The organism is Streptomonospora alba (assembly GCF_000826685.1).
Lineage (GTDB): Bacteria > Actinomycetota > Actinomycetes > Streptosporangiales > Streptosporangiaceae > Streptomonospora > Streptomonospora alba.
In genome coordinates, this window is sequence record NZ_JROO01000037.1 from 45394 (window position 1) to 68632 (window position 23239).

The following is a 23239-nucleotide window of genomic DNA, read 5'->3' on the forward strand; positions in this document are numbered from 1 at the left end:
GTGGCGGGAGCGCTGGGCCGGCCCTTGGCCTGCCCGCGTCTTCTCCGCATCGCTCCCCCGCGCCTTCGGGACCCGCCGTGACGCGCGGACGTGGACGGTTCCGGACTCCCGGCCCTACCGGCGGCGCTCGGCCTGGTCGAGGTAGGCGGCGATGCGCCGGTTGGTGCGCTTCTCGTCTACCTCGGCTTGCAAGGGGTTGGCGTGGCGGTTCGGTTGCCAGACGGCGACGCGCCCGTCTTGCATGACCTTGGTGCGCACGGAACAGGACAGGAGGCGTCCGGCGCGGCGCCCGGCTTTGCGGGCCAGGGTGCGCTGTTGGTCGGTGGAACAGGCGATGACGGCGGCTCCGGCGGCCTTCAGCTCCTCGGCGATGATCCGGGCGCGCTCCTCGTGCTCTTGGGCTTGGGCGCGTTCGTGGGCCTCGTGGCGGCGCTTGGCTGCGCGGACGCTGGGCGCGGAGTCGATCGGGCGAACCTCGTCGGCCATGGCCCGATGCTACCGGGCGGCCCGGCGCCGGCGGGTGCCGTTCGGTGCCTTCACGTGGCCGGTGGCTGCGCGGGCGGCGCACCCGGCCCGGCCGTAGCGGGCGGGAGGCCGCAAAGGCGCGGGGAGGGCACCGTGCGAGCACGCGACGGAGTCGCGCCCAGCGCGAGCCGCAGCGGCGGCCGGACGACCGGCGGCTGCGGCTCGCGGCGCGGGCCCGCCCGCGCGATGCGCGGACGGGCCCGGGAAAGACTCCCGCGCGCGTTGGTAAAGTCTCGGCGCGCACCCGTACGTTTCCAGACCACGCGCCAACCGCGGCCGCCCGGCGGCTGGTTGGTGCGTCGGTTCCTCGGGCGAACCCAGTGTCAGAGTCCGTCTGCGACCCGGCGCAGTGCGGGGCGACGCGGCTTCCCTAATCGCTTCTGCCCCTGGTCTGAGGTTTGTATGCGCGGCGTAAAGAGAAAACGGTCCGCCCGCGCGGAACGCGGGCAGACCTGCTTGATCGTTCAGGGGAAGTTGTAACAGCCTGCTCAGCCCGTGGTGCCTCCTCCTGTTCGGCACGCCCCGATCCCGCGACTCGGACAGGGGGTCGGCGGCGTCGGAGAACCGGTCAGGGCTTGCGCCCCACGGCGCAGAACGCGTCGACCTCCGGCGGAGCGGCGCCGTCGGGCCCGGGTTCCGGGCGCCAGCGCGAGGTCGAGACGACGCCGGGCTCCAGCACCTCCAAGCCGGTGAAGAACCGGGCGATCTGTTCCGGGCTGCGCAGGGTGATCGGCGGCGTGGCGCTCTCGTTCCACCGGCGCACGGCCTCGTCGGAGACCTCGCCGTGCACGACGTTGGTGTCGTGGGCGAGCACCAGGTAGCTGCCGGAGGGCAGCGCGTCGACCAGGCGGCCGACGACCGCATAGGGGTCGCCGGAGTCGGGGATGTGCTCGACGACCCCGAGCATGGTCAGCGCGATCGGGCGGTTCAGGTCCAGCGTGCGCGCTGCGGCCTGCAGGACGGCGTCGGCGTCGAGCAGGTCGCCGTGGATGTAGTCGGTGCCACCCTCGGGGGTGCTCGCCAGCAGCGCGCGGGCGTGGGCGTGGATCAGCGGGTCGTTGTCGACGTAGACGATCCGCGCCTCGGGCGCGGCCGCCTGCGCCACCTCGTGGGTGTTGTCGGCGGTGGGCAGGCCGCTGCCGACGTCGAGGAACTGGCGGATGCCCGCATCGCGCACAAGGTGGGTGACGGCCCGGCCGAGGAAGGCGCGATCGGCGCGGGCGAGTTCGACGACCGTCGGCAGGAACTCGCGGATCCTGTCGCCCAGTTCGCGGTCGGCGGCGAAGTTGTCGGTGCCGCCGAGCCAGTAGTTCCACACGCGACCGGTGTGGGGGACCGTGGTGTCGACGTCGGGTATCACGTCTGGGCCGGAGGACGAAGCGCTGTCGGGCCGGGGCCGTGTGTCGTCGTCGCCTGGACTGTTCATCGCATAACCCCTGGGGAGGGTGGAGGGCTGCACGTACGCGGCGGTGCGCGGTGCTGAGGGAGCACCGCCGCCGCGTCCATTTCTAGCAGCAAGGGGCGGGCGGGGGCGGTGCCCTCGCGAACCCCGTCGGCGCGACCGCCCCGCCGCTCCGGACGTGCGCGAAGCGCGTAGGGGCGGCGGAGCGGTGCGGCGATCAGCCCAGTTCGGGGATGCGCGAGCCGTAGTGCTCCAGCAGCCCGGCGTTGGCCTCGTCGCCGCCGTGCATGTTGGAGGAGCGCCACAGCGGCAGTCGGCGGCCGCTCGCCGCGGCACGCGCGTGCAGTTCGGCGAGCAGCAGGTTCCACAGGAAGGTGTTGGCCAGGCTGGACAGCGCGCCCGTCTCGGGGTGCTGGGGCGGGTAGGCGACGTCGCCGGGGCTCACGCAGGTGTCGAGGACGTGGTCGGCTTCCTCGCCGAGGGTGGTGCCGGCGCGCGCCGGCGCCGCGGCGTTGCACTCGCGCGAGGTGACGGCGACGACGGGGATCCTGCGGTCGGCGGCCGCGCGCGCCATCTCAACGGGGTAGAAGTTGACGCCCGAGGTGGAGAAGACGAACAGCACGTCTCCCGGATCGGGCTTGGCGCGGTCCAGCACCTCGGCGGCCAGCCCTTGCCGGCGTTCGGCGGCGGTGCTGGAGGACGCGCCGTTGACCAGCAGCAGCTGAGGCTCGTGCAGCGGTTTGACGGTGGCCAGCCCGCCGGCGCGGTGGAAGGCCTCGGTCACGGCGTTGAAGGAGTGGCCGGCCCCGGCGGCGAGGACCAACCCGCCGCCCTCGACCACCCGCTCCATCAGCACGTCGGCGACCTCGGACAGCGCTGCCGTGTTGCGCTCCTGGACCAGCGCGAGCCGATCGCGCATAAGCTCACCGAAGTCCGCTTCCTGGGTCATGGGATCCTTTCGCATGGGTCTGTTGGCACGCCCGCGGCGGGCGGCGCAGCCGGAGGCCTCGTGCCGCCGATGCGGTCCCGGCTGGGGTCGGCGGTACGGTCCGGTCTATACCAGCTTCGCCCTTCGGTGACGCCGCGTCAACGGACCCCGGGAGAGGAACCCGCGGAAGCCCTCCGCACCGACCGCCGCTCGGCACGCCGCAGGAGGCACCAGGCCGATGTCACACAAGCGCCCGCTCTCTCGTCCTCACGGCGTGGACAGCGAAACGGAAACCGCCGCCGAGTTCCGCGCCCTGCGGCCGCGCCTGCTCTCGGTCGCCTACTCGCTGCTGGGCAGCGTGGATGAGGCCGAGGACGTGGTGCAGGAGGCCTGGCTGCGGCTGGACCGGACCCGGCATTGCGGAGAGCACGCCGAGATCGGTGACACCGCCGCCTGGCTGGTGACCGCCGTCTCCCGGCTGGCCCTGGACATCCTGCGCTCGGCGCGCCGGCGCAGGGAGGAGTACGTCGGCGAATGGCTGCCCGAACCCGTGGTGACGGGTCCGCCCGCGGCGCACGGCGAGAGGGGCGGCGACCCGGCCGACCGCGTCACCCTGGACGAGTCCATGAGCATGGCGATGCTCGTCGTCCTCGAGTCCCTCTCCCCCGCCGAACGCACCGCCTTCGTGCTGCATGACGTGTTCGGCCTGGCCTTCGACGAGGTGGGACGGGCCGTGGGACGCACTCCCGCGGCCTGCCGCCAGCTCGCCGCACGCGCTCGCAAGCACGTCGTCGCTCGTGCGCCGCGCTTCGACGTCGACGACGCCGAGCACCGCAGGGTCGTCGACGCGTTCCTGGCCGCCGTGCAGGGCGGCGACCTCGACGCCCTGGTAGCGCTGCTCGACCCCGGCGTGGTGCTGCGCTCCGACGGCGGCGGGGTGGTGCGCAGTGCGCGGCGGCCGATCCTGGGGGCCGGGAAGGTGGCGCGGTTCGTGCTGGGGGTCCGCTCCCGCTTCGGCGCCGGGCGGGAGCTGCGCGTGGCCCCGGTCAACGGGCGGCCGGGACTGATCGACCGGCACGAGGGACGTACCGAGGGGGTCTTCGCCTTCGCCGTCTCGGGCGGCCGGATCAGCGAAATCGACGTCGTGCTGAACCCGCGAAAGCTGAAATGGGCGGAAGAGGCCGGTGGCGGCCGCGGGGCGGGGCTCGGAGCCGTCCGGTCCCCGCCCGATCACACGTCCACGAGCACGCGCCCCCTGGACGGCGACAGCCCCCGAGAAGCAGAGGAGCTTCCATGACAGCACGTACGAACGTATTCGAGCAGGCACCGGCCGCCTACGAGGCCATGGTGGGCCTGGAGCGGTTCCTGGCGCAGAGCCCGCTGCCGCACTCCACCCTCGAACTGGTCAAGCTGTGCGCCAGCCAGATCAACGGCTGCGCCTTCTGCGTCGACATGCACACCAAGAGCGCCCAGAAGTCCGGTGAAAGCACGGACCGCCTGTTCGCCGTGGCTGTGTGGCGCGAGTCGCCGCTGTTCACCGACGCCGAGCGGGCGGCGCTGGCGCTGACCGAGGAGGCCACCCGCCTGGCCGATCCCGGCGAGTCCGTTCCCGACGCCGTGTGGCAGGAGGCGGCGCGCCACTACGACGAGCCGACCCTCGCTGCGCTGGTCGTGGCCATCTCGACCATCAACGCCTGGAACCGCATCGCCGTGACCACCCGGATGCCACCGGGCTCGCACACCCCGTCCTGACACGCCGGTACCGCGGTCCCGCCTCCGGGCGGGGCCGCGGAGGCCGTCCCCGCCCGGAGGCGGCGTGCGCACCGGCGTAGGGCGGACACGTCCGCAGCGGCGGGGCGGTTCGGTTCGTGAAACGGCTGTCGATAACGGCGATCGTGCTTGTTCAGCCCTCGACCGAGCGGGTTTTCCGTACCCGCGGGTTCCTGGCGGGCAGTCCGGCACACCGGGTATCGGCACTGCAGCGGTCGATCGCACCCGCCGGGCGTTCTCCCGCCGCCGCGATCTCGCGAGGCCGGCGCATGTCCGGCTCCGGCCACCGGCCGACCGCTCCCCCGGAACGCGTCGTCCTGGACGGGCGTTGTCCCCGCAAGGGCGGTTCATCGCTGCTGCCGCCGGCAGCAGCCGCCGGCAATCCACCGGAACGGATTCGGCCATGTCACAATCCAACTCCCGACCCGACCGCCGACCCGGCGATTCCGATCCCGTCCTCGACGCGATGCGCGCCCACTGGGACAGCCAGGCCCCCTCCTACGACCGGGCCATGGACCGCGTGGAGCGGCTGTTCGTCGGCGACGGCCGCTCATGGGTGTGCGGGCAGGCCCGCGGACGGACCCTGGAAGTGGCCATCGGCACCGGGCGCAACCTGGAGCTCTACGGCGAGGACGTGGAACTGACGGGTATCGACCTGAGCCCGCGGATGCTGGACATCGCCCGGCGGCGCGCCAGAGGCATGGAGCACGTGGCGGCGCTGCGCGAGGCCGACGCCGAGCACCTGCCCTTCGCCGACGCCCACTTCGACACGGTCGTGGCCACACTCTCGCTGTGCTCGGTGCCCGACGTCGGCGCGTCGGTGGCCGAGATGCGCCGGGTCCTGCGGCCGGGCGGCCGCCTGCTGCTGCTCGACCACGTGCGTCCGACCGTGGCACCGCTGCGCTGGGCGCTGCGCGGCCTGGAGTGGATCACCGCCCGCACCCAGCCCGGCAGCGGCGAGCGCTTCCTGCGCCGCCCGCTGGTGCAGGTGCGCGAGCAGGGCTTCACCGTCGAGGCCGACGAACGCTCCAAGGCCGGCGCCGTCGAACGGGTGAGCGCCGTGAAACCGGCTTAGGGGCCACGGCAGGGCCGAAGGCGACCGCCGCCTACAGCGGCGCCGGTGCGGGCGGCCATAATGGCCTGTACCCGGTCGACGCCGTCGTGGCCGGGGCACTGCGGCGCCGAGAAGGAGTGGTACGTGTGGCCCGACCCGCGGGGCACGCGCCCGAGGTGTTCTTCGCGGAGTGGCGGGAGCGCAGGGCGGGCGCGCGCCGCGACGTCGAGCGCGCCTCGGGTCTGCTGGCCGAGCTGGGCCTGCCGACGCCGGACACGCCCGTGCTCGCGGTGGTCGGCTCCAAAGGCAAAGGCACCTGCGCCACCTACGCCTCGGCGACGCTGGCGGCGGCCGGCGCCCGCGTCGTGACGGTGACCAGCCCGGGAGTCCGCGGCGCGCGCGACCGCATCCGGCTCGACGGGACGGCCGTCGGCGCCGCGGACCTCGCCGGCCTCGCAGCCGAGCTGGAAGCCGCGGTGGAGCGCCTGCCGCCTCCCGAGACCGGCTACCTCTCCCCCAGCGGGCTGTTCCTGGCCGCGGGCGCGCTCTACGGGCGCCGGTGCGGCGCGGACCTGCTCGTCCTGGAGGCGGGCATGGGCGGTGACAGCGACGAGCTGCGCCTCTTCGATCCGGCGGCGGTCGCGCTCACGACGGTCTTCGGCGAGCACCTGGGTGTCCTCGGCGACACCATCGGGGAGATCGCGGCGGAGAAAGCCGGGGTCGCCGGACCGGACACGCGCGTCTTCGTGCACGGCCCGCTGGAGGACGTGGCCCAGGAGGCCGCGAACACGACGCTCGCCGCGCGCACGAGCGGGCGGGTGCGCCCCGAACGCCCGGAACCGGGCGCGGGCGGCATCCCCGACCGCCTGCTGCCCGAAGGGCTCGGGCGCCCCGCGGCAGAGGTCGGATGCACGGCCGCCCGGCGCCTGCTCTCCGCCACCGCACGGGCCGAACCCGAGCCCGGTCGCCTGCGCAGGGTACTGGCGAGCGTGCGGCTGCCCGGTCGGCTCTCCCATCATGCGCTCGCCGGCAACGGCACCGAGCTCATCGTCGACTCCGCCGTGGACAGCACCGGCGCGGCCGCCGCACTGGAGTACGCGCGCCGGTACTGGGGCGGCGTCGACCATGTGCTGGTGTGCCTGCCCGACCACAAGGACGTGGCGGGTGCGGTCGCCGAGCTGCGCGGGCGGCAGGTCACCGCCGCAGCGCTGCCCGACGCCCACCTGTCGTTCACCTCCGCCCTGCCCGAGGAGTGGGGGCGGATACGCGCGGAGGAGGTGACTCCGCCGCTGCTGGCCGGCCTGGGCAGGCGCGTCCTGGTGCTGGGCACCGTGTACTTCACCGGCCTGGTCCTGGAGGCGATCGGCGCCGACACCGAGTCCCTGTTCACCTCCTGAGGAGCCCGTGTCTCCGACGACCGGTTCGGCTCAGGACTCCACCAGCTCTGCCAGCTTCTGCAGGCCCGCGCGGACGCCCTGCTCCATTCCGGCGGCGACGATGCCGTCGCGGTCCTCGACCGACTGGTACACCGAAAGGGCCGTGTAGGCGGTCCTGCCGTCGTCGAGCTCCTCAAGAGCGGTGCTCTCCAGGGCGACGTGGCCCGGCACGCCTTCGAACTCGAAGGTCTGCACCACCCGCTCGGGCGCCTCGACATCGTGGAAGACACCGCTGAACACGTACTCGGCACCCGTCTCGTCGCGGTTGATGTGGCGGTAGGTGCCGCCGCGCCGGGCCTCGAACTCCGCGATCTCCAGTTCGCCGGGGCCGCCGGCGCCCCACCACTGGGCGACCAGCTTGGGGTCGGTCAGCGCGGCGAACACCTTCTCGCGCGGGGCGTCGAAGACGCGGGAGACGACGATGTCCTGCCGGCCAGGTTCGACGAGGATCTCGGTGGTGTCGGTCATGGGTCCTGCCCTCTCTGTTCGTGCCGGCCGCCGGCCGCGGCGCCGCTGCTCTGCTGCAGTGTGTCCCCAGTCTCCTCGCCGCGCGCACGTGCGCGCGGCGCGCCGCGGCGTCCCCCGGTGCCCGGTTCCCCGGACCCGCCGGCGGGCGGTCAGCTCCGCCAGCGCCGGCTCAGCTCCTCCTCGCTCGCGGGACGGCCGGGCAGCTCGGGCCCGTCCGCCGCGGGGCCCGCGGTGTCCAGACCGTCGAGCTGCAGCGCCAGGTAGCGCCGGCGCAGCAGGCGGGCACGCTCCGGGTCGGGGAACCGCACGGCCGCGCAGCCTTCCAGGATCAGCACGATGTCGGCCGCGGCGAAGTCGGCGCGCAGCCGCCCCGATTCGTGTGCGCGCCGAGTCACGAGCGCGGCCAGCTCCGAGGCGCGGGCGGCGTCGGCGGCCATCTCGGGGGTGGGGGCGAACGAGCCCGCCAGGTGCACGGTCAGCGAGTGCAGGTCGGCGTCGACGAGCCGGCGCAGGAACGAGGTGAAGGCCTGCCAGCCGTCCTCCTCGGCCAGCGACTCCTGGGCCTCGGTGAGGTAGCGGCGCAGCCCGTCGTGGCAGACCTGACGCAGCAGATCCTCCTTGCCGCCGTAGCGGCGGTAGAGGGCGCTGATCCCCACGCCCGCGCGCGAGGCGACCGCCGACACGGGGGCCTTGGGGTCGTCGAGGAACACCGCCCGGGCGGCGTCGACGATCGCGGAGTCGTTGCGGGCCGCCTGCGCGCGGCGCCCGGAGCTGCCGGAGGCCTTCGCGGGATTCGGCATACGGGCAGCATATCAGTGGAACGAAGCATTCCGTTCCACAGTCGCACGCGACGGCGCACACGAAAGGGCCGGGCGGCGGTGGCCCTTCGGACACCGCCGCCCGGCCGCCCTGCCGGTACGCGCCCCTGTCAACCGCACCGGCACCAGCCGCGGACCGCCTCATACCCCGGCGGTCCGTGCCCGATCAGGTGCTCGCGGCGGCCGCGCGCTCCGCGCGGCGCGCCCCCGCCATCAGCACCGACAGCAGCACCAAGGCCACGACGGAGCCGCCGGTCATGATCGTGGCCATCGCCGGCGCGTCGTTGCCGAGCACCCCCACCAGCGGCGCGATGAGCGCACCCAGCCCGAACTGCCCGGCGCCCAGCAGCGCCGCCGCGGTCCCCGCCGCCTCGCCGTGCCGCGAGAGCGCCATCGCCGGGGCGTTGGGCATCACGAACCCGACCGCGCCCAGCATGCACCACAGCGGAATCATGAAACCGACGATGCCGCCGGCCCCGGTGAAGGCCACGGCCATCAGCACCGCGCCGGCGACCACGGCGGTGATCAGCGCGTACAGCACGATCCGGCGGGCGCTGAGGCGGCCCAGCACCAGCACGTTGAGCTGGGAGGCGCCGATGACCGCGATCGCTCCGGCGCCGAAGACGATCCCGAACTCCTGCTGGTCGAGCCCGTACTGCTCCTGAAGCACGAAGGACGCGCCCGAGACGTAGGAGAACAGGGCCGACATCGCCAGCGCCGCCACCAGCACCATCACCACGAAGTCGCGGTCGGCCAGCAGCGAACCGTAGGTGCGCAGCACCGGCAGCACCTCGCCGGTGCGCCGGCGCTCGGGCGGCAGGGTCTCGCGCAGCGCCAGCACGGCCACGACGAGCAGCACCGCGCCGAGGACGGCCAGGGCGCCGAACACCCACCGCCAGGAGCCGGCGATCAGGACGGCGCTGCCCAGGCTCGGCGCGAGCACCGGCGCCGCGCCCATGACCAGCATCAGCCGCGACAGCGTCGTCGCCGCGGCACGGCCGCTGAACAGGTCGCGCACCACGGCCAGGGCCACGACCATCGTCGCGGCCGCGCCCACGCCTTGCACGACGCGCAGCCCGCCCAGCACCGCGATGTTGGGCGCCACCAGGCACAGCAGCGAGGCGGAGATGTGCAGCACGGTCCCCGCGATGAGCGGAGTCCGCCGGCCCACCGTGTCGGCGAGCGGGCCGATGAACAGCTGTCCCAGGCCCAGGCCCAGGAGCGTGCCGGTGAGGGTCAGCTGCACCGCCGAAGACGACGCGCCGAGGTCGCGGCCGATTTCGGGCAGTGCGGGGAGGTACATGTCGATGGTCAAGGGGGCGAGCGCGACGAGCGCGCCCAAGACGAGGATCACGCGGAGCCGCTGCCAGCCGGTGGGCTCCGAGGGCGGCGCCGCGGGCGCCCGGCCTGAGCCTTCGTCGGTCTGGGTGGAGGAGGAGCTGGATACCGCCACTGTCTCGTTCCGGCCTTCCCGTAGGTCGATCAACGTGCCGCATCGGTTCGTGCGGAACCGAAGGGGTCGGCTAGCACGCGTTCCCTCGGCGACCCGAGCCGGTCTTCCGGTGAACGCCTGAGCTTCAGCACCCCCGACCGCCGCGGTGTTCCCGGCTCGTCGCCGATCGCGGTGTGAGCCCCGCAACAGCAGCGCTGAGCGACCGCGCGGATGCGCCGCGCGTCCGGCGGCGGCGCCGGAACGAGGGTCCCGCGACCGCTGCAGCTGCGCACGGTGCCCTGGCATGGACCCGCTGAACAGGGGTAGCGCGCCCCCTATCCGCAACGGGAAGGAGGCGGCAGTGGCACAGCCGACGTTCATCGAGGTGCAGAAGGCGCTGTCCGGCGCGGACTATCCGTCCTCGCGCGACGAACTCGTCCAGCACGCCAAGGCCAAGAACGCCGACGAAGGCGTCGTCGACGCGCTGCAGCGCCTGCCACACCGGCAGTACGGCGGGCCCGACGAGGTCAGCGGCGACATCGCCGGCGTCACAGGGGAATCCGAAGGGTGAGTGCGTGCGGGACCGGACGCGGCGCACCCGCCGCGGATCCGGCCCCGCACGCACGACCGCCCGCGCCGCGCCGGCCGGAAGGGCCGCGCAGGCAGCCGACCGAACTCGCAGGGAGCCGAGTATGAGCCAGCAGCCACCCGCACAGCAGCAGTCCCATCCCGGCGAGACCGGGCAGATGCAGCCCCGGCCCCGCGACGAGATGGCCGACTACACCGGCCGCGACCTGCTCGCGGACAAGAAGGCCCTCGTCAGCGGGGGCGACTCCGGCATCGGACGGGCGGTGTGCGCCGCGTTCGCCAAGGAGGGCGCCGACGTGGCGATCGGCTACCTCAGCGAGGACTCCGACGCCGAGCACACCGCCGAACTCGTCCGCCGCCAGAACCGCCGGAGCCTGCAGATCCGCGGCGACGTCGCCGACGAGCAGCACTGCCACGACATGGTCGACAAGACCGTGCGGGAGTTCGGCCGCATCGACGTGCTTGTCGTGCACGCGGCCACCCAGGAGCCGGTGTCGGACTTCACCGAGCTCAGCACCGAGCAGTTGCGCCGCACCTACGAGGTGAACGTCTTCGGCGCGTTCTGGACGGTGCGCGCGGCGGCGCCCCATCTCGCGCCGGACGCGTCGATCGTCATCACGGGATCGGTCAACGGATTGCGCGGCAACAAGACGCTCATCGACTACGCGACGAGCAAGGCCGCGGTGCACAACCTCACCTACTCGCTGGCGCAGCACTACATGCAGGACGGCATCCGGGTGAACTGCGTGGCGCCGGGACCGGTGTGGACGCCGCTGATCCCCTCGACGCTGGGCGAGGAGAAGGTCGAGGGCTTCGGCGAGCAGGCCCCCATGGGCCGTGCGGCCGACCCCGACGAGATCGCTCCCTCCTACGTCTTCTTCGCCAGCAACCGGCTGTCGTCCTACTACACCGGCGAGGTGCTGGCCCCCACCGGAGGCGAGATCCAGGCCGGGTGAGCGCGGGCGCCGGGGCGCCGTCGACGGCCTTCGCGGGCCGGGCCGGCGGAGGGCCGGACCGATTCAAGCCCCGCCGTGGGGGCAGTCGCCCCGTAGCGCAGACCGAAGCCGATCCACAAAGGAGTGACGATGGCAGACGACGCGCAGCAGAACACCGACCTCATCGAGGTGATCGTTTCCGATCACCGCGCCGTGGAGGGCGTCTTCAGCCAGCTGGAGCAGGGGCAGGGCGACCCCGCGCAGCGCAAGGGCATGGTCGACCACGTGATCACCGAGCTCGTGCGCCACTCGGTGGCCGAGGAGCAGTACATGTACCCGGCGGCGCGCAAGGCGCTGCCCGACGGCGACCGGATCGCCGACCACGAGATCGAGGAGCACGCCGAGGCCGAGCGGGTGATGAAGGAGCTCTCCGGGCTCCAGCCCGAGGACCCGCGGTTCGAGGAGCTTCTCGGCACGCTGATGTCGGACATCCGCCACCACGTCGAGGACGAGGAGAACGACCTGCTCCCGCGGCTGCGCGAGTCGTGCGGCAAGGACGAGCTGCAGCAGCTCGGCAGCAAGGTCCTCAGGGCCAAGGAGTCGGCCCCTACCCGTCCGCACCCGACCGCTCCCGACACCCCTCCGGCCAACCGCATCCTCGACCCCGGCGCGGGACTCGTCGACCGGATGCGCGACTCCCTGGCCGGAAGCGGCCGCTGAAGCGTCTGTAGGGAGATCCCCGCCGTCGCGGGCCGGGTACGCGGAACGCCCTGTGTACCCGGCCCGTGTTCGGGCTGAGGGCGCTGCCCCTACTCCTCCCCCACGGCGCCGTGGCCGCGCTCTCCCGGAATCTGGTTGAAACGGCGGGCCGCCCTGTCGTTGAGGCGTGTCAGCGTGTCCAGTAGGGCGCCGGTCCTGTCGCGGGCGCGGCCTCCCGTGCGAGCGGTGCCGCTCTCGTCGTGCGGCAGCAGCCGCGCGGTGACGCGCATGGCCGCCTGCACGAGTCCGGGGCTGAGGCCGTCGGCGATCACCGCGGCGCGGGCGGCGGGGGTCAGGACCAGGTGCCGCCGCCCGCTGAGTGCTCCCCGCACGATCGTGCGCGCTGCGCGCTCGGCGTCCATCGACAGCAGGTGAAGGCTCGCCGCCGTGGCGAACCAGGCGTACTCCGAACCCGGGGCGCCGGCGAACTCGGCGCCGACGTGGGAGCCGGTGCGCATGAGGCCCGGCACCACGGTGGTCACGTGCACGCCGCTGCCCGCAGTCTCGGCGTCCAGGCCGCGCGAGAAGGCGACCTCGGCGAACTTGGCGCAGGAGTAGGGCAGCAGGTGGGGCACACTGACCCTGCCCCCGATCGAGGTGACGGTCACGACGTGCCCGCCGCGTTCCCGCAGCTCGGGCAGCAGGGCCCGGGTGAGGCGGAACGGCCCCCAGAACATGGTGGCCGCGGCCTGGGCGAAGTCGTCCTCGGACATGGCCGCGGCGGGCCCGACGCGGATGACGCCCGCGTTGTTGACCAGGATGTCGACCCCGCCGTACTCGCTGTACACCCGTGCCGACAGGGCCGCCGTGTCCGACTCCAGGGCGAGGTCGCAGGCCAGGCCGGAGGCGTCGATCCCCTCGCCGCGCAGGTCGGCCACCGCGGCGTCGAGCGCGTCCTCGTCGCGTCCCACGATCAGCACGCGGGCGCCGCACCTGCCCAGTTCTCGGGCGATGAGCAGCCCCAGGCCCCGCGATCCCCCGGTGACCAGCGCCGTTCGTCCGGTGATGTCGGCGGGTCGGCGCATCCGGCGCCGAGCGGCCTCCCCCGCCGCGACGGCCGCCGCACCGGCCGCGACCGCGGCTCCGCGGCGGATCCCCGTGCGTGTCGCGGCCCGGCCCGCGTTCCACGCCGCCTCACGGCTCGCGGTGCCCGCTGCGTTGCGGACCGCGTTTCCCGCCTTCTTCCGAACGGCGCCCCGAGCCTTCCGCCCAGCCGCGCCCCAGGCTTTCCTCCGGGCCGCTGCCGCGGCCGTCGTGTGCCCCCCGCCGGGGCCGTCGGTCCAGCGCATACTCGCCTCCCCGTGTCGGAGCGCCCGCGTCTCAGGCGCTCCCGTCGGGCCGCAGCACCATCTTGATCGCGCCGTCGCGCTTGTGCTGGAACTTCTCGTACGCCTCAGGCGCCCGCTCCAGCCCGACGCGGTGGGTGACGAGGTCGTCCACGCCCAGCGGGTCGGAGTCGGCGTCGGTCAGCAGCGGCAGGATGTCGTCGGTCCACCGCCGCACATGGGCCTGGCCCATCCGGATCTGCACGCCCTTGTCGAAGAGGTCCATCATCGGGACGGGGTCGGCCTGGCCGCCGTAGACGCCGCTGATGGACACCGTCCCGCTGCGCCGCACAAGGTCGAAGGCCAGGTGCAGCGCCGCCATCCGGTCCACGCCGGCCCGTTGGACCAGCTTCTCGGCCACGCCGTCGGGCAGCAGCGAGGCCAGTGTCTGCGCGGCGCTGCCCAGCGGAGCGCCGTGCGCCTCCATGCCCACCGCGTCGATCACCGAGTCGGGCCCGCGCCCCTCGGTGCGGTCGCGCACCAGCCCGGCCGGGTCGTCCTCGGCAGCGGTGTCGACGGGGATGACGCCGTTCCGCTCGGCCATGGCCAGCCGCTCCGGCACCGAGTCCAGGCCGAAGACCTGTTCGGCGCCCCGGTAGCGGGCGATGCGCGCGGCCATCTGGCCGATCGGGCCCAGCCCCACCACCGCGACCGAGCCGCCGGGCGGGACGTCGGCCCAGGCCACCGCCTGCCAGGCGGTGGGCAGCACGTCCGACAGGAACAGGAACCGCTCGTCGGGCGGCCCCTCGGGCACGCGGATCGGACCGAAGTGCGCCTGGGGCACGCGCAGGTACTGGGCCTGGCCGCCGGGCACGTGCCCGTAGAGCTTGGTGTAACCGAACAGCGCCGCGCCCTTGCCGTGCTCGCGGACCTGGGTGGTCTCGCACTGGGCGTAGCAGCCGTTGCCGCACATGTGGCAGTGCCCGCAGGAGATGTTGAACGGCATGACCACCCGGTCGCCGGGCCGCAGGCCGCCGGCCTCCGAGCCGACTTCGCGGACCGTGCCCATGGCCTCGTGGCCGAGGATGTCGCCGGCCTCCATGAACATGCCCAGGGGGGAGTACAGGTGCAGGTCCGAGCCGCAGATGGCGGTGGAGCTCACCTCGACGACCGCGTCGGTGGGCCGCTCGATCGCGGGATCGGGCACGTCCTGCACCCGTACGTCCTCGACACCCTGCCATGTCACCGCTCGCATGGGCCTCCCCCTTCGCGTCCTCGCGTTCGCGCTCCCCAGCCCACTGGCCCGATCGGGAGTTGTGAAACGCGAAAGCACAGGCGTACGGGAGACGGCGAGCGGCACGCCGGCCCGACCGCGAGGCGGGTCAGGGCAGCGGCGGGGTCCAGTCGGGGTGCCGGCCGCTCAGCCCCAGCACCTTGTCGAGCAGCGGGGCGTCGTCGGGCACCGCCACCACCGGCCCGAACAGGCCGTCGCGCGCGTTGACGTCGTCGGCGGGGATCTCGGAGACGAAGGCGTAGCTGGTCTCCACGCTCGCCGGGTCGCCGATGTAGGCCTGGTCGGTGGCCCGCGCCAGGTCCCAGCCGTGCAGGAGCAGCTCGTTGAGCGCGACGACGCCCGCCACCTCGCCGCTGAGCTCGACGCCGCCCGCGGCGGTGCCGCCCTGCCATGCGGCGGGATCGCGCCAGGCCGCCACGAGGGCGTCCAGGCGCCGGTCGAGCTCGGCGCGCCAATCCTCGGGCAGGTTCTGCGCCGAGGGCTCGGGCGGGGTCTCGGCGGTGGTGGAGGTCTTGTCCGCGGCGCGGCGGAACGCCTCGCACAGCCCGAGTATGTGGTCGAGCAGGTCGCCGACCGACATCCGCTCGCAGGGGGTGGGCGCGTCGAGTTCACTGTCCCGTACGCCCTGGGCCGCCTCCCTCATCCGGTTCGCCACGGGTTCCAGGTCGGGCATGGTGCTCATCGCGTCTCCTCCCGCGGCGCGCGGGCGCCGCCGTCGCTTTCCTGCCGGTCGTCCCCGGCTGCCGTCGTCCTGTGCCGTCCGCGGCGCGCCGCTCCCGCGCCCGGCGCGGGGCCGGGAAAGGCCGGGGCGCCGCGGCACCACGCACGCATGCTAGGTGCCGACGGTGACACGTCCATGCGATCGACACCCGGTCGGAGTCCGGGCACCCGCGCGCCCCCGTGCCGTCCAGGCGCCGCCCTGCCGCCGCCCGCTCCGCGGAACAACATTCCGTCTCGCACTGTTTGTCTGGAACGAAACGAGGCGACCGGTCGCCTCGGCCCGACGTATGCCGCCGGGTGCCTCGACGTCCCGATGAAAGGCCGCCGCCCGTGTCCGTCCCGCTCTCCCTGCTCGACCTGGCGCACATATCCGAGGGCATGACCGCCCGCGACAGCCTCGACGCCAGCCTCACCCTGGCCACGCGCGCCGACGAGCTGGGCTACCGGCGGATCTGGTACGCCGAGCACCACAACATGGCCACCATCGCCTCCTCCGCCACGAGCGTCCTCATCGCCCACATCGCCGCTCACACCGAGCGCATCCGGCTGGGGTCGGGCGGCGTGATGCTGCCCAACCACGCGCCGCTGACCATCGCCGAGCAGTTCGGCACGCTGGCCACGCTGCATCCCGACCGGATCGACCTCGGCGTGGGCCGCGCCCCCGGAACCGATCAGAACACCATGCGCGCGCTGCGCCGCGACGGCTCCTCGGCCGACACCTTCCCTCAGGACGTGCTGGAGCTGCAGGGCTATCTGACGGGCGAGTCGCGCATCTCCGGCGTCCAGGCCGTGCCCGGCAAGGGCACCGACGTGCCGATCTACATCCTGGGCTCGTCGCTGTTCGGCGCCAAGCTCGCGGCGACGCTGGGCATGCCCTACTCCTTCGCCTCCCACTTCGCGCCGTCGGCGCTGGAGGAGGCCGTGGCGCTGTACCGCCGGGAGTTCACCCCGTCTCAGCAGCTCGATGCGCCCCACGTCATCGCCGGAGTGAACGTCACCGCCGCCGACACCTCGCAGGAGGCCGCCGAGCAGTCGCGCCGGTCCAAGCGGCGCATGGCCCAGCAGCTGCTGGGGCGGGGCCGGACCCTCTCCGCTGAGGAGGCCGAGGCCGCGCTGGAGTCTCCCGCCGGGCGGCAGGTGCTGCAGATGGCGAAGTACTCGGCGGTGGGCGACCCGGGCGAGGTCCGGGAATACCTGGAGTGGTTCGCCGGCCACGCCGACGCCGACGAGCTGATCGTGGCCCCGCAGGCGGGCACGCTCGAAGGCCGGCTGCGCACTCTCGAACTCGTCGCCAAGGCGATGGACCTCTCCTGATCCCCGCCGCGCCGGTCCGTCGGCGGACCGCCCGGGCGCCGGCCCGAGTCCGCCGCCCGGGTGCGGGCCGCCGGCCCGCACCCGGGTTGGCACCATGGTCGCCATGACGACGAAGACGCCCCGCCTGGAGATCGAGTACTGCACGCAGTGCCGCTGGCTGCTGCGCAGCGCGTGGACCGCACAGGAACTGCTGACGACCTTCCACGAGGAACTGGGCGAGGTCGCTCTCGTTCCGGGGACGGGCGGGGTTTTCGAGATCCGGCTCGACGGGGAGCCGCTGTACTCGCGCGCCGAGAGCAAGGGCTTCCCCGAACTCGCCGACCTCAAGCGGCTGGTACGCGACCGGATCGCGCCGCACCGGACCCTGGGCCACTCCGAGAAGCGCTCCGAATAGCCCCGCCGCGGCGCAGGCCGCGCGGGCGAGTGCGAAGCGGCGCCGACCCGGTCGCCTGCGGTGCCCACATGCTCCCCGACCACCGCCGCCCCTTCCGCGTCGCGGCGTTGCCGGGCGTGCCCCCGATCGTCCGGTGTGTTTCAATCGCGGCAGCGCACGTCCGAGTCCGCGATCCGCTGATACCCCTGACAACGCTCGACCCGGATCCTCGCGCGGTCCCACGGCCGGGCCGTGCCCGAGGAGGCAACGGCCCGACCCGAGGGGCACCATGATCCGAAGCACGGCCCGACGGCTCTTCGCGGCGCTGATACTCCTATGCCTGGCCTGGACGGTGGGCGCCACAGCGCTCGGTGCGGGCGGCCTGCTGAGCTACTTCACCCTGGAGGTGCTTCCGCTGGGCTGCACGCGCGCCTTCGCCAGTTACCCGCCCGACTACGACTGCGCGAACGCGGGGCTGCTGGGCGTCTTCGCGGCGTGGGGACTGGTGGCCTCCTGGCTGACCATGGCCGTCTACTGCGTGGCCTCCTGGCGCGTGGCCACCCGCCGCCCCGCGGAGCACGACCGCGACGGGTCGGAAACCGAGGACTGACCGATTCCCGGGCCCGGCGCCGACCGCGCGGATTCCCCGGGGCTACAGTCGGCGCATGGCGGTACCGAGAACACGTTTCAGGCGGTGGACGCTGATCGCCCTCTCCGTGGTGGCATGCCTCGTGCTCGCCGCCGCGGGAACCGGTCTCTGGGCGGTGCAGCGGGCCTTCCCGGACACCGGCGGCGAGATCGCGCTGCCCGCGCTGGAGGGCGAGGCCACCGTCTACCGCGACGCCCACGGCATCCCCCAGATCTACGCCGACACCGCCGAGGACCTGTTCCGCGCCCAGGGCTTCGTCGACGCCCAGGACCGCTTCTGGCAGATGCACTTCAACCGGCTGACCACCGCCGGGCGGCTGGCCGAGGTGTTCGGCGAGGAGCAGGCCCAGACCGACGTCTACCTGCGCACCATGGGCTGGCGGCGCGTCGCCGAGCGGGAGTACGAGCTGCTGCGGCCCGACACCCGCGCCTACCTCGACTCCTACGCCGAGGGCGTCAACACCTACCTCGACCGCCGCGACGGCGGCGAGCGCGGGCTGGAGTTCACCGTCCTGGCGGCGCTGGCTCCCGACCACGAGGTCGAGGAGTGGACCGCCGTGGACAGCCTGGCCTGGCTCAAGGCCATGGCCTGGGACCTGCGCGGCAACATGCAGCACGAGACCGAGCGCGCCGCGCTGCTGGCTTCGGGGATCGACCGCGAGCGTATCGAGGAGCTGTACCCCGCTTATCCCGAGCAGGAGCACCGGCCGATCGTCGACGGCGGCGGCATCGGCGGCGGGCGGTTCCGCGCCGACGAGGGCGCGGCCGCCGGCGGCGACGCCGCACTGCCCCCGCAGGAGGCCGCCGGGGTGCTGGCCGGGGTCGACGCCGGCCTGGAGGAGATCCCGCCGATGCTGGGCCCCGACTCGGCCGGGCTGGGCTCCAACTCCTGGGTGGTCTCCGGCGAGCACACCGCCTCGGGCCTGCCGCTGCTGGCGAACGACCCCCATCTGGGCGCGCAGACGCCCTCCGTGTGGCACCAGACCGGGCTGCACTGCACCGAGGTCACCGAGCGCTGTCCCTTCGACGTGACCGGATTCGCCTTCGCCGGGCTGCCCGGTGTCGTGATCGGCCACAACGCCGACATCGCCTGGGGATTCACCAACCTCGGGCCCGATGTGGCCGACCTCTACCTGGAGCGGATTCAGGACGGCGCGGCCGTCGTCGACGGCGAGCCCGAGCCGCTGACCACCCGCGAGGAGACGGTGAAGGTGGCCGGCGGTAGGGACGTGGTCTTCACCGTGCGCTCCACCCGCCACGGGCCGCTGCTGTCGGACGCCGAATCGGCCCTCGACCTGCGTGCGATCGGCGCCGGTCCGCCGGTGGACACCGACGGCGAACCCGTCGACCGGGCCGCCGAACCGCCCGGCGACGGCTACGGCGTGTCCCTGAGCTGGACCGCGTTGGAGCCGGGCACCACGGCCGACTCCCTCTTCCGGATGAACGCCGCCGAGGACTTCGCGTCCTTCCGCGACGCCGCCCGCTCCTTCGAGGTGCCGGCGCAGAACCTCGTCTACGCCGACACCGAGGGCAACATCGGCTACCAGGCGCCCGGCACCATCCCCGTGCGCGGCACGGGCGACGGGCGCTGGCCCGCACCCGGCTGGGACTCCGCCTACGACTGGCAGGGCTTCATCGACTTCGAGGAGTTGCCCGTCGTGCGCAACCCCGAGCGCGGCTACATCGTGACGGCCAACCAGGCGGCGATCGGCTCCGACTACGAGCACATGCTCACCGGCGACTGGGCCTACGGCTACCGGTCGCAGCGGATCGAGACCCTGCTGGCCGGCGCCGTCGAGGAGGGCGGGCTGACCGCCGCCGACATGACCGACATCCAGATGGACGACGAGAACAGCGGCGCCCGCGCCGTGGTGCCGCACCTGCTGCGGGTCGAGGTCGAGGGCACCGCGGCACGCGCCCAGGAACTGCTGGCCGACTGGGACTACCAGCAGGGCGCCGACTCCGCGGCGGCCGCCTTCTACAACGCGACGTGGAGCCATCTGCTGGATGTGGCCTTCGACGAACTCGGTCCCGAGCGCGCCCTCGACGTCGGTTCGCGCTCCTGGCTGGTCGTGGACCGCCTGCTCGACGATCCCGACTCCCCCTGGTGGCGAGGCGACGCGGCAGACGGGCGCGACGCCGTTCTGCGCGAGGCCATGGACCGCGCCGCCGACGAGCTGAGTCGGCGCCTGGGCGAGGACCCGGCCGAGTGGCGCTGGGGCGAGTTGCACACGCTCACCGCTACCCACCCCTCGCTGGGAGCCTCGGGTATCGCGCCCGTGGAGTGGCTGTTCAACGGCACGCCGGTGGAGGCCTCCGGAGGCGACAGCACCGTCAACGCGACGGGCTGGGAGCACACCGAGGGGTATGCGGTGACGACCGTGCCCTCGATGCGGATGACGATCGACATGGCCGACCTGGACGCCGCCCGCTGGATCGATCTCACCGGCGCCTCCGGCCACGCCTTCCACCCCGACAACGGGAACCAGACGCCGCTGTGGGCACGCGGCGAGACGATCCCCATGCCCTTCACCCGCCCCGCGGTGGAGGAACGCGCCGAGGACGTCCTCACCCTGGTGCCGTCCGGCGGCTGAGGCCGCGGCGGCTCAGTACCAGCCGCCCCCCGGCGGATGCGGAGCGTCGGGGGCCGCGGCGCTGCCGGGGTAGGGCTGCGGCGTGTAAGGGTAGGCGTCGGCGCCGCGCACCGTGATCACGCGGGTGCCCACCGCCTTGTCGTGCACGGCCTGCCGGTAGGGCTCGTCCCACAGCGGCCACAGCAGGTCCAGCAGCGGGCCGATGCAGGTCACCACCGACATCAGGAAGGCGACGAGCTGCCGGCCCGCCGAGGGCCCCAGCGACGGCGGCTCGCCGGTCTTCATGCTGATCACCTTGACGCCGGTGGCGTACTTGCCCGGCGTCCTGCCGCTGCGGGCATGGGGGATCCAGAAGTAGCAGAAGCCGGCGAAACAGGCGAGGGCCAGCAGCGCCAAGACGCCGATCACGGTGACGGCCTCCCGGGCGTCGCTGCCGTCGGGGTCCACCAGCCAGATGAGCAGGAGGGTGCCGCCGTAGAACAGGACGGCCCACAGCGCCCCGGCCAGGAAGGAGTCGATCATGTAGGCGACCGCGCGGGCCCCGTATCCCGCCGGGGGCGGGAAGACGGGAGCCGCGGGGGCGGGAGGTGGAGGCGGCGGACCGTAGGCGCCGTACGCGCCGGGATGCGGCGCTCCCCCCGGCTGGTGTCCGGGCGCCCCGGTCGGCGGGTACCAGCCGGGTCCGTACCCGGGCGGGTACGACTGGGGACCGTAACCGTAGGGGCTGCTCATGTGCGGTGTTCCTCGTCTGCGCGGGGGGAGGGTCCGGTGCGGTGGGCGTGCGCGTCCGCCGGGGTCCCGCACGTCGCCGTGCATCGGGGGCGGAGCGGGGGTAAGCCGCCGCGGCATTCTTCCACACCGGCTGACGCGGCGCCGGGGAACCGGCCGCCGAAAGCGGCCGGCCGCCCCGGCGCCCGGTGGGGGCGCCGGAGCGGCCGGCGCAGGCGCTGACCGCGATCCGGTCCGGAGGCCTGCTCAGTCCCGCTCTTCGGGATTGCGGCGCATGTTCAGGACGGCCGCGGCGAGGCCGCCCCACACGATCACCGCCGAGATGATCAGCATCACGATGGCTCCGGTGGACATCACTGCCCCCTTCCGCTGTCGTCGGCCGCGGCGACGGTGGCGTTGCTGTCGTCATCGTCGCCCGCGCGGCGCTTCCACGGGATGAGCGAGATCAGGACGGCGATCACGATGACGCCGATCGCCACGCCCCAGCCCGCGGAGTTGAGGAACCAGGTCGGGTAGTCCTCGTAGTTCTGCGCGAACTCGGTGCTCAGGCTGTCCCACATCATCCAGCCGAGCACGATCGGGGTGACCACGCCCAGCGTGACCGCCCACCACACGCGCAGCGGGACCGAGGAATAGGTGGCGAGGTGCCCGCGCAGCGACGGCATGCTGCGCAGCAGCCAGGCGAGCACGATGACGATGACCAGCGCCGCGAGCGCGATGCCGTACTGGTTGATGAAGTGGTCGGACGCGTCCAGCAGGTACAGCCCCTGGTCGGTGGGGAAGACCGCGATGGACACGACCGCGATGAGGCCGCCGACGACCAGCACCGCGGGGAGGCGGCCCATCCCGGTGCGGTCCCGCACCGACGAAACGACCACCTCGACGATGCTGATGAGCGAGGTCATGCCCGCGACCACCAGCGACACGAAGAACAGCAGGCCGAACAGCGCCGGGGCGATCGGAATGGTGTTGATGATCTGCGGGAAGACCACGAACGCCAGCCCCAGGCCCGACGTGGCGACCTCCTCGATCGGCACGTTGGCCGAAGCCGCCATGAAGCCCAGCGTCGCGAAGACGCCGATGCCCGCCAGCAGTTCGAAGGAGCTGTTGGCGAAGCCGGCCACCAGCGCCGATCCGGGCAGGTCGGACTTGCGCCGCAGGTAGGAGGCGTAGGTGATCATGATGCCGAAGCCCACCGAGAGCGTGAAGAAGATCTGCCCGTAGGCCGCCACCCACACGCTGCCGTCGGTGATCGCCGACCAGTCGGGCGCGAAGAACGCGTCCAGGCCGATCTCGGCGCCGTCCAGGAACAGCGCCTGGACCACCAGGACGAGGAACAGCACCGCCAGCAGCGGGATGAAGATGCGGTTGGCCCACTCGATACCGCGGCGCACACCCAGGGCCAGCACCACCAGCACGACGATCCAGATGAGGACCAGCGGGACGAGGACGCCGGGGTTGTAGCTCGTGATGGCACCGGGCGCCTCGGCCACGCCCAGGAAGTCCCCGAACAGGAACGCCTCGGTGTCCTCGCCCCACGCCTGGGTGACGGAGAACCCGGCGTAGCGCACGGCCCAGGCGACGATGACGGCGTAGTACACCGAGATCACGAAGCAGATGCCGACCTGCCACCACCCCAGCGCCTCGGCCGGGCGCGCGAGCCTGCGGAACGCCGCGGGCGGCGACGCACGATAGCGGTGACCGACCGCGTATTCGAGGATGAGCAGGGGGATGCCGGCGGTCAGCAGCGCGACGAGATACGGGACGAGGAACGCACCGCCGCCGTTCTCGTAGGCGACGTAGGGGAAGCGCCAGATGTTCCCCAGGCCCACGGCCGAACCGATCGCCGCGAGCAGGAACCCGGCACGGGTTCCCCACTGCTCGCGGTTCTGTTGTGACATCGCTAGTGCCTACCTTTCTGGCCGGGTTTCGACGGGCCGTCCATACGGCCGCTGCTCTTATGGAGGGAGGCGGGTATGGCCGGCGCTGCGCCACCCTATAGCTCAACCCGCCCACCAGCTTGAACCGGCTGTACCCGTCCACCGGGGACTTAGGCCTCCCGGCGTGTTGGCCCGTGCGCGCGGGGTGAGGTGCGGCCGCCCGGCCACGGCGAAAGGCGACGTGAAGGCGGGGGCCCGCCGGTCGGCGGACCCCCGCTGGAATGGGCTCCGGTACCCGGGGAGCGGC

23 protein-coding genes are annotated in these 23239 nt (G+C 73.3%); 11 read left to right on the plus strand and 12 right to left on the minus strand.

What is annotated here, in order from left to right; genetic code table 11:
- Positions 1-114: 114 nt before the first annotated feature.
- The 3 genes from LP52_RS18875 to LP52_RS18885 form a co-directional block, all read right to left on the minus strand.
- Positions 115-486: a hypothetical protein gene (locus LP52_RS18875; protein ID WP_052810026.1), complete on the minus strand. Its 372-nt coding sequence runs from the start codon at positions 484-486 to the stop codon at positions 115-117.
- A gap of 607 nt (positions 487-1093) precedes the next feature.
- Positions 1094-1951 (minus strand): SAM-dependent methyltransferase, encoded by an 858-nt coding sequence (locus LP52_RS18880; RefSeq protein WP_040275468.1) that lies wholly within the window; start codon positions 1949-1951, stop codon positions 1094-1096.
- Between the two features lie 193 nt (positions 1952-2144).
- A complete protein-coding gene (locus LP52_RS18885; RefSeq protein ID WP_052810027.1) occupies positions 2145-2876 on the minus strand; it encodes a sugar isomerase domain-containing protein in 732 nt (243 codons plus the stop codon).
- Between the two features lie 253 nt (positions 2877-3129).
- Here LP52_RS18885 and sigJ point away from each other — a divergent pair, with 253 nt between their 5' ends.
- From sigJ to LP52_RS18905, 4 genes are all read left to right on the plus strand, one after another.
- Positions 3130-4152 (plus strand): RNA polymerase sigma factor SigJ, encoded by a 1023-nt coding sequence (gene sigJ, locus LP52_RS18890; protein WP_238580989.1) that lies wholly within the window; start codon positions 3130-3132, stop codon positions 4150-4152.
- Positions 4149-4607 carry a carboxymuconolactone decarboxylase family protein gene (locus tag LP52_RS18895; RefSeq protein ID WP_040275470.1) on the plus strand — a complete coding sequence of 153 codons (459 nt, stop codon included), beginning with the start codon at positions 4149-4151 and terminating at the stop codon, positions 4605-4607. Before sigJ ends, LP52_RS18895 begins: the two co-directional genes overlap by 4 nt.
- Before the next feature lie 421 nt (positions 4608-5028).
- Entirely contained in the window at positions 5029-5700 is a 672-nt protein-coding gene (locus LP52_RS18900) for a class I SAM-dependent methyltransferase (protein ID WP_084723332.1), read from the plus strand.
- 125 nt (positions 5701-5825) lie between these two features.
- Entirely contained in the window at positions 5826-7076 is a 1251-nt protein-coding gene (locus LP52_RS18905; RefSeq protein ID WP_193790011.1) for a hypothetical protein, read from the plus strand.
- Positions 7077-7106: 30 nt separating this feature from the next.
- Here the strand turns inward: LP52_RS18905 and LP52_RS18910 are convergent, their stop codons facing one another.
- From LP52_RS18910 to LP52_RS18920, 3 genes are all read right to left on the minus strand, one after another.
- A complete protein-coding gene (locus tag LP52_RS18910; protein WP_040275471.1) occupies positions 7107-7583 on the minus strand; it encodes an SRPBCC family protein in 477 nt (158 codons plus the stop codon).
- Positions 7584-7732: 149 nt separating this feature from the next.
- Entirely contained in the window at positions 7733-8383 is a 651-nt protein-coding gene (locus LP52_RS18915) for a TetR/AcrR family transcriptional regulator (RefSeq protein ID WP_040275473.1), read from the minus strand.
- A gap of 184 nt (positions 8384-8567) precedes the next feature.
- Positions 8568-9854 carry a multidrug effflux MFS transporter gene (locus LP52_RS18920; RefSeq protein WP_040275475.1) on the minus strand — a complete coding sequence of 429 codons (1287 nt, stop codon included), beginning with the start codon at positions 9852-9854 and terminating at the stop codon, positions 8568-8570.
- A gap of 340 nt (positions 9855-10194) precedes the next feature.
- Between LP52_RS18920 and LP52_RS18925 the strand changes: the two genes are divergently transcribed.
- The 3 genes from LP52_RS18925 to LP52_RS18935 all read left to right on the plus strand — a co-directional run bounded on the left by LP52_RS18925 (position 10195) and on the right by LP52_RS18935 (position 12076).
- Positions 10195-10404: a DUF2795 domain-containing protein gene (locus tag LP52_RS18925; RefSeq protein WP_040275477.1), complete on the plus strand. Its 210-nt coding sequence runs from the start codon at positions 10195-10197 to the stop codon at positions 10402-10404.
- Positions 10405-10525: 121 nt separating this feature from the next.
- Complete coding sequence (locus LP52_RS18930; RefSeq protein ID WP_040275479.1) at positions 10526-11377, plus strand: SDR family oxidoreductase; 852 nt, start codon at positions 10526-10528, stop codon at positions 11375-11377.
- 129 nt (positions 11378-11506) lie between these two features.
- The gene (locus tag LP52_RS18935; RefSeq protein WP_040275480.1) at positions 11507-12076 is read left to right on the plus strand and encodes a hemerythrin domain-containing protein; all 570 of its coding nucleotides are present in this window, start codon (positions 11507-11509) and stop codon (positions 12074-12076) included.
- Between the two features lie 89 nt (positions 12077-12165).
- Here LP52_RS18935 and LP52_RS18940 read toward each other — a convergent pair whose 3' ends face one another.
- The 3 genes from LP52_RS18940 to LP52_RS18950 all read right to left on the minus strand — a co-directional run bounded on the left by LP52_RS18940 (position 12166) and on the right by LP52_RS18950 (position 15356).
- Complete coding sequence (locus LP52_RS18940) at positions 12166-13140, minus strand: SDR family NAD(P)-dependent oxidoreductase (protein ID WP_052810028.1); 975 nt, start codon at positions 13138-13140, stop codon at positions 12166-12168.
- A 295-nt stretch (positions 13141-13435) separates the two neighbouring features.
- Entirely contained in the window at positions 13436-14635 is a 1200-nt protein-coding gene (locus LP52_RS18945; protein WP_040275482.1) for a zinc-dependent alcohol dehydrogenase, read from the minus strand.
- A 127-nt stretch (positions 14636-14762) separates the two neighbouring features.
- Entirely contained in the window at positions 14763-15356 is a 594-nt protein-coding gene (locus tag LP52_RS18950; protein ID WP_040275484.1) for a TIGR03086 family metal-binding protein, read from the minus strand.
- A gap of 368 nt (positions 15357-15724) precedes the next feature.
- On the opposite strand from LP52_RS18950, the gene LP52_RS18955 reads away from it, so the two are divergent.
- The 4 genes from LP52_RS18955 (at position 15725) to LP52_RS18970 (ending at position 20323) form a co-directional block, all read left to right on the plus strand.
- A complete protein-coding gene (locus LP52_RS18955; protein ID WP_040275486.1) occupies positions 15725-16708 on the plus strand; it encodes an LLM class flavin-dependent oxidoreductase in 984 nt (327 codons plus the stop codon).
- A gap of 103 nt (positions 16709-16811) precedes the next feature.
- Positions 16812-17102, plus strand: a complete 291-nt coding sequence (locus LP52_RS18960; RefSeq protein ID WP_084723338.1) for a SelT/SelW/SelH family protein — start codon at positions 16812-16814, stop codon at positions 17100-17102.
- Positions 17103-17370: 268 nt separating this feature from the next.
- Positions 17371-17691: a hypothetical protein gene (locus tag LP52_RS18965; protein WP_040275488.1), complete on the plus strand. Its 321-nt coding sequence runs from the start codon at positions 17371-17373 to the stop codon at positions 17689-17691.
- 55 nt (positions 17692-17746) lie between these two features.
- A complete protein-coding gene (locus LP52_RS18970; protein WP_169775387.1) occupies positions 17747-20323 on the plus strand; it encodes a penicillin acylase family protein in 2577 nt (858 codons plus the stop codon).
- A 12-nt stretch (positions 20324-20335) separates the two neighbouring features.
- Here LP52_RS18970 and LP52_RS26780 read toward each other — a convergent pair whose 3' ends face one another.
- The 3 genes from LP52_RS26780 to LP52_RS18980 form a co-directional block, all read right to left on the minus strand.
- Positions 20336-21055, minus strand: coding sequence for an RDD family protein (locus LP52_RS26780; protein WP_169775388.1), 720 nt, complete (start codon positions 21053-21055; stop codon positions 20336-20338).
- Positions 21056-21298: 243 nt separating this feature from the next.
- Positions 21299-21406 carry a methionine/alanine import family NSS transporter small subunit gene (locus LP52_RS26785; RefSeq protein WP_084723336.1) on the minus strand — a complete coding sequence of 36 codons (108 nt, stop codon included), beginning with the start codon at positions 21404-21406 and terminating at the stop codon, positions 21299-21301.
- Complete coding sequence (locus LP52_RS18980) at positions 21406-22953, minus strand: sodium-dependent transporter (RefSeq protein WP_052810030.1); 1548 nt, start codon at positions 22951-22953, stop codon at positions 21406-21408. The genes LP52_RS26785 and LP52_RS18980 overlap by 1 nt, the downstream gene beginning before the upstream one ends.
- Positions 22954-23239: the final 286 nt, after the last annotated feature.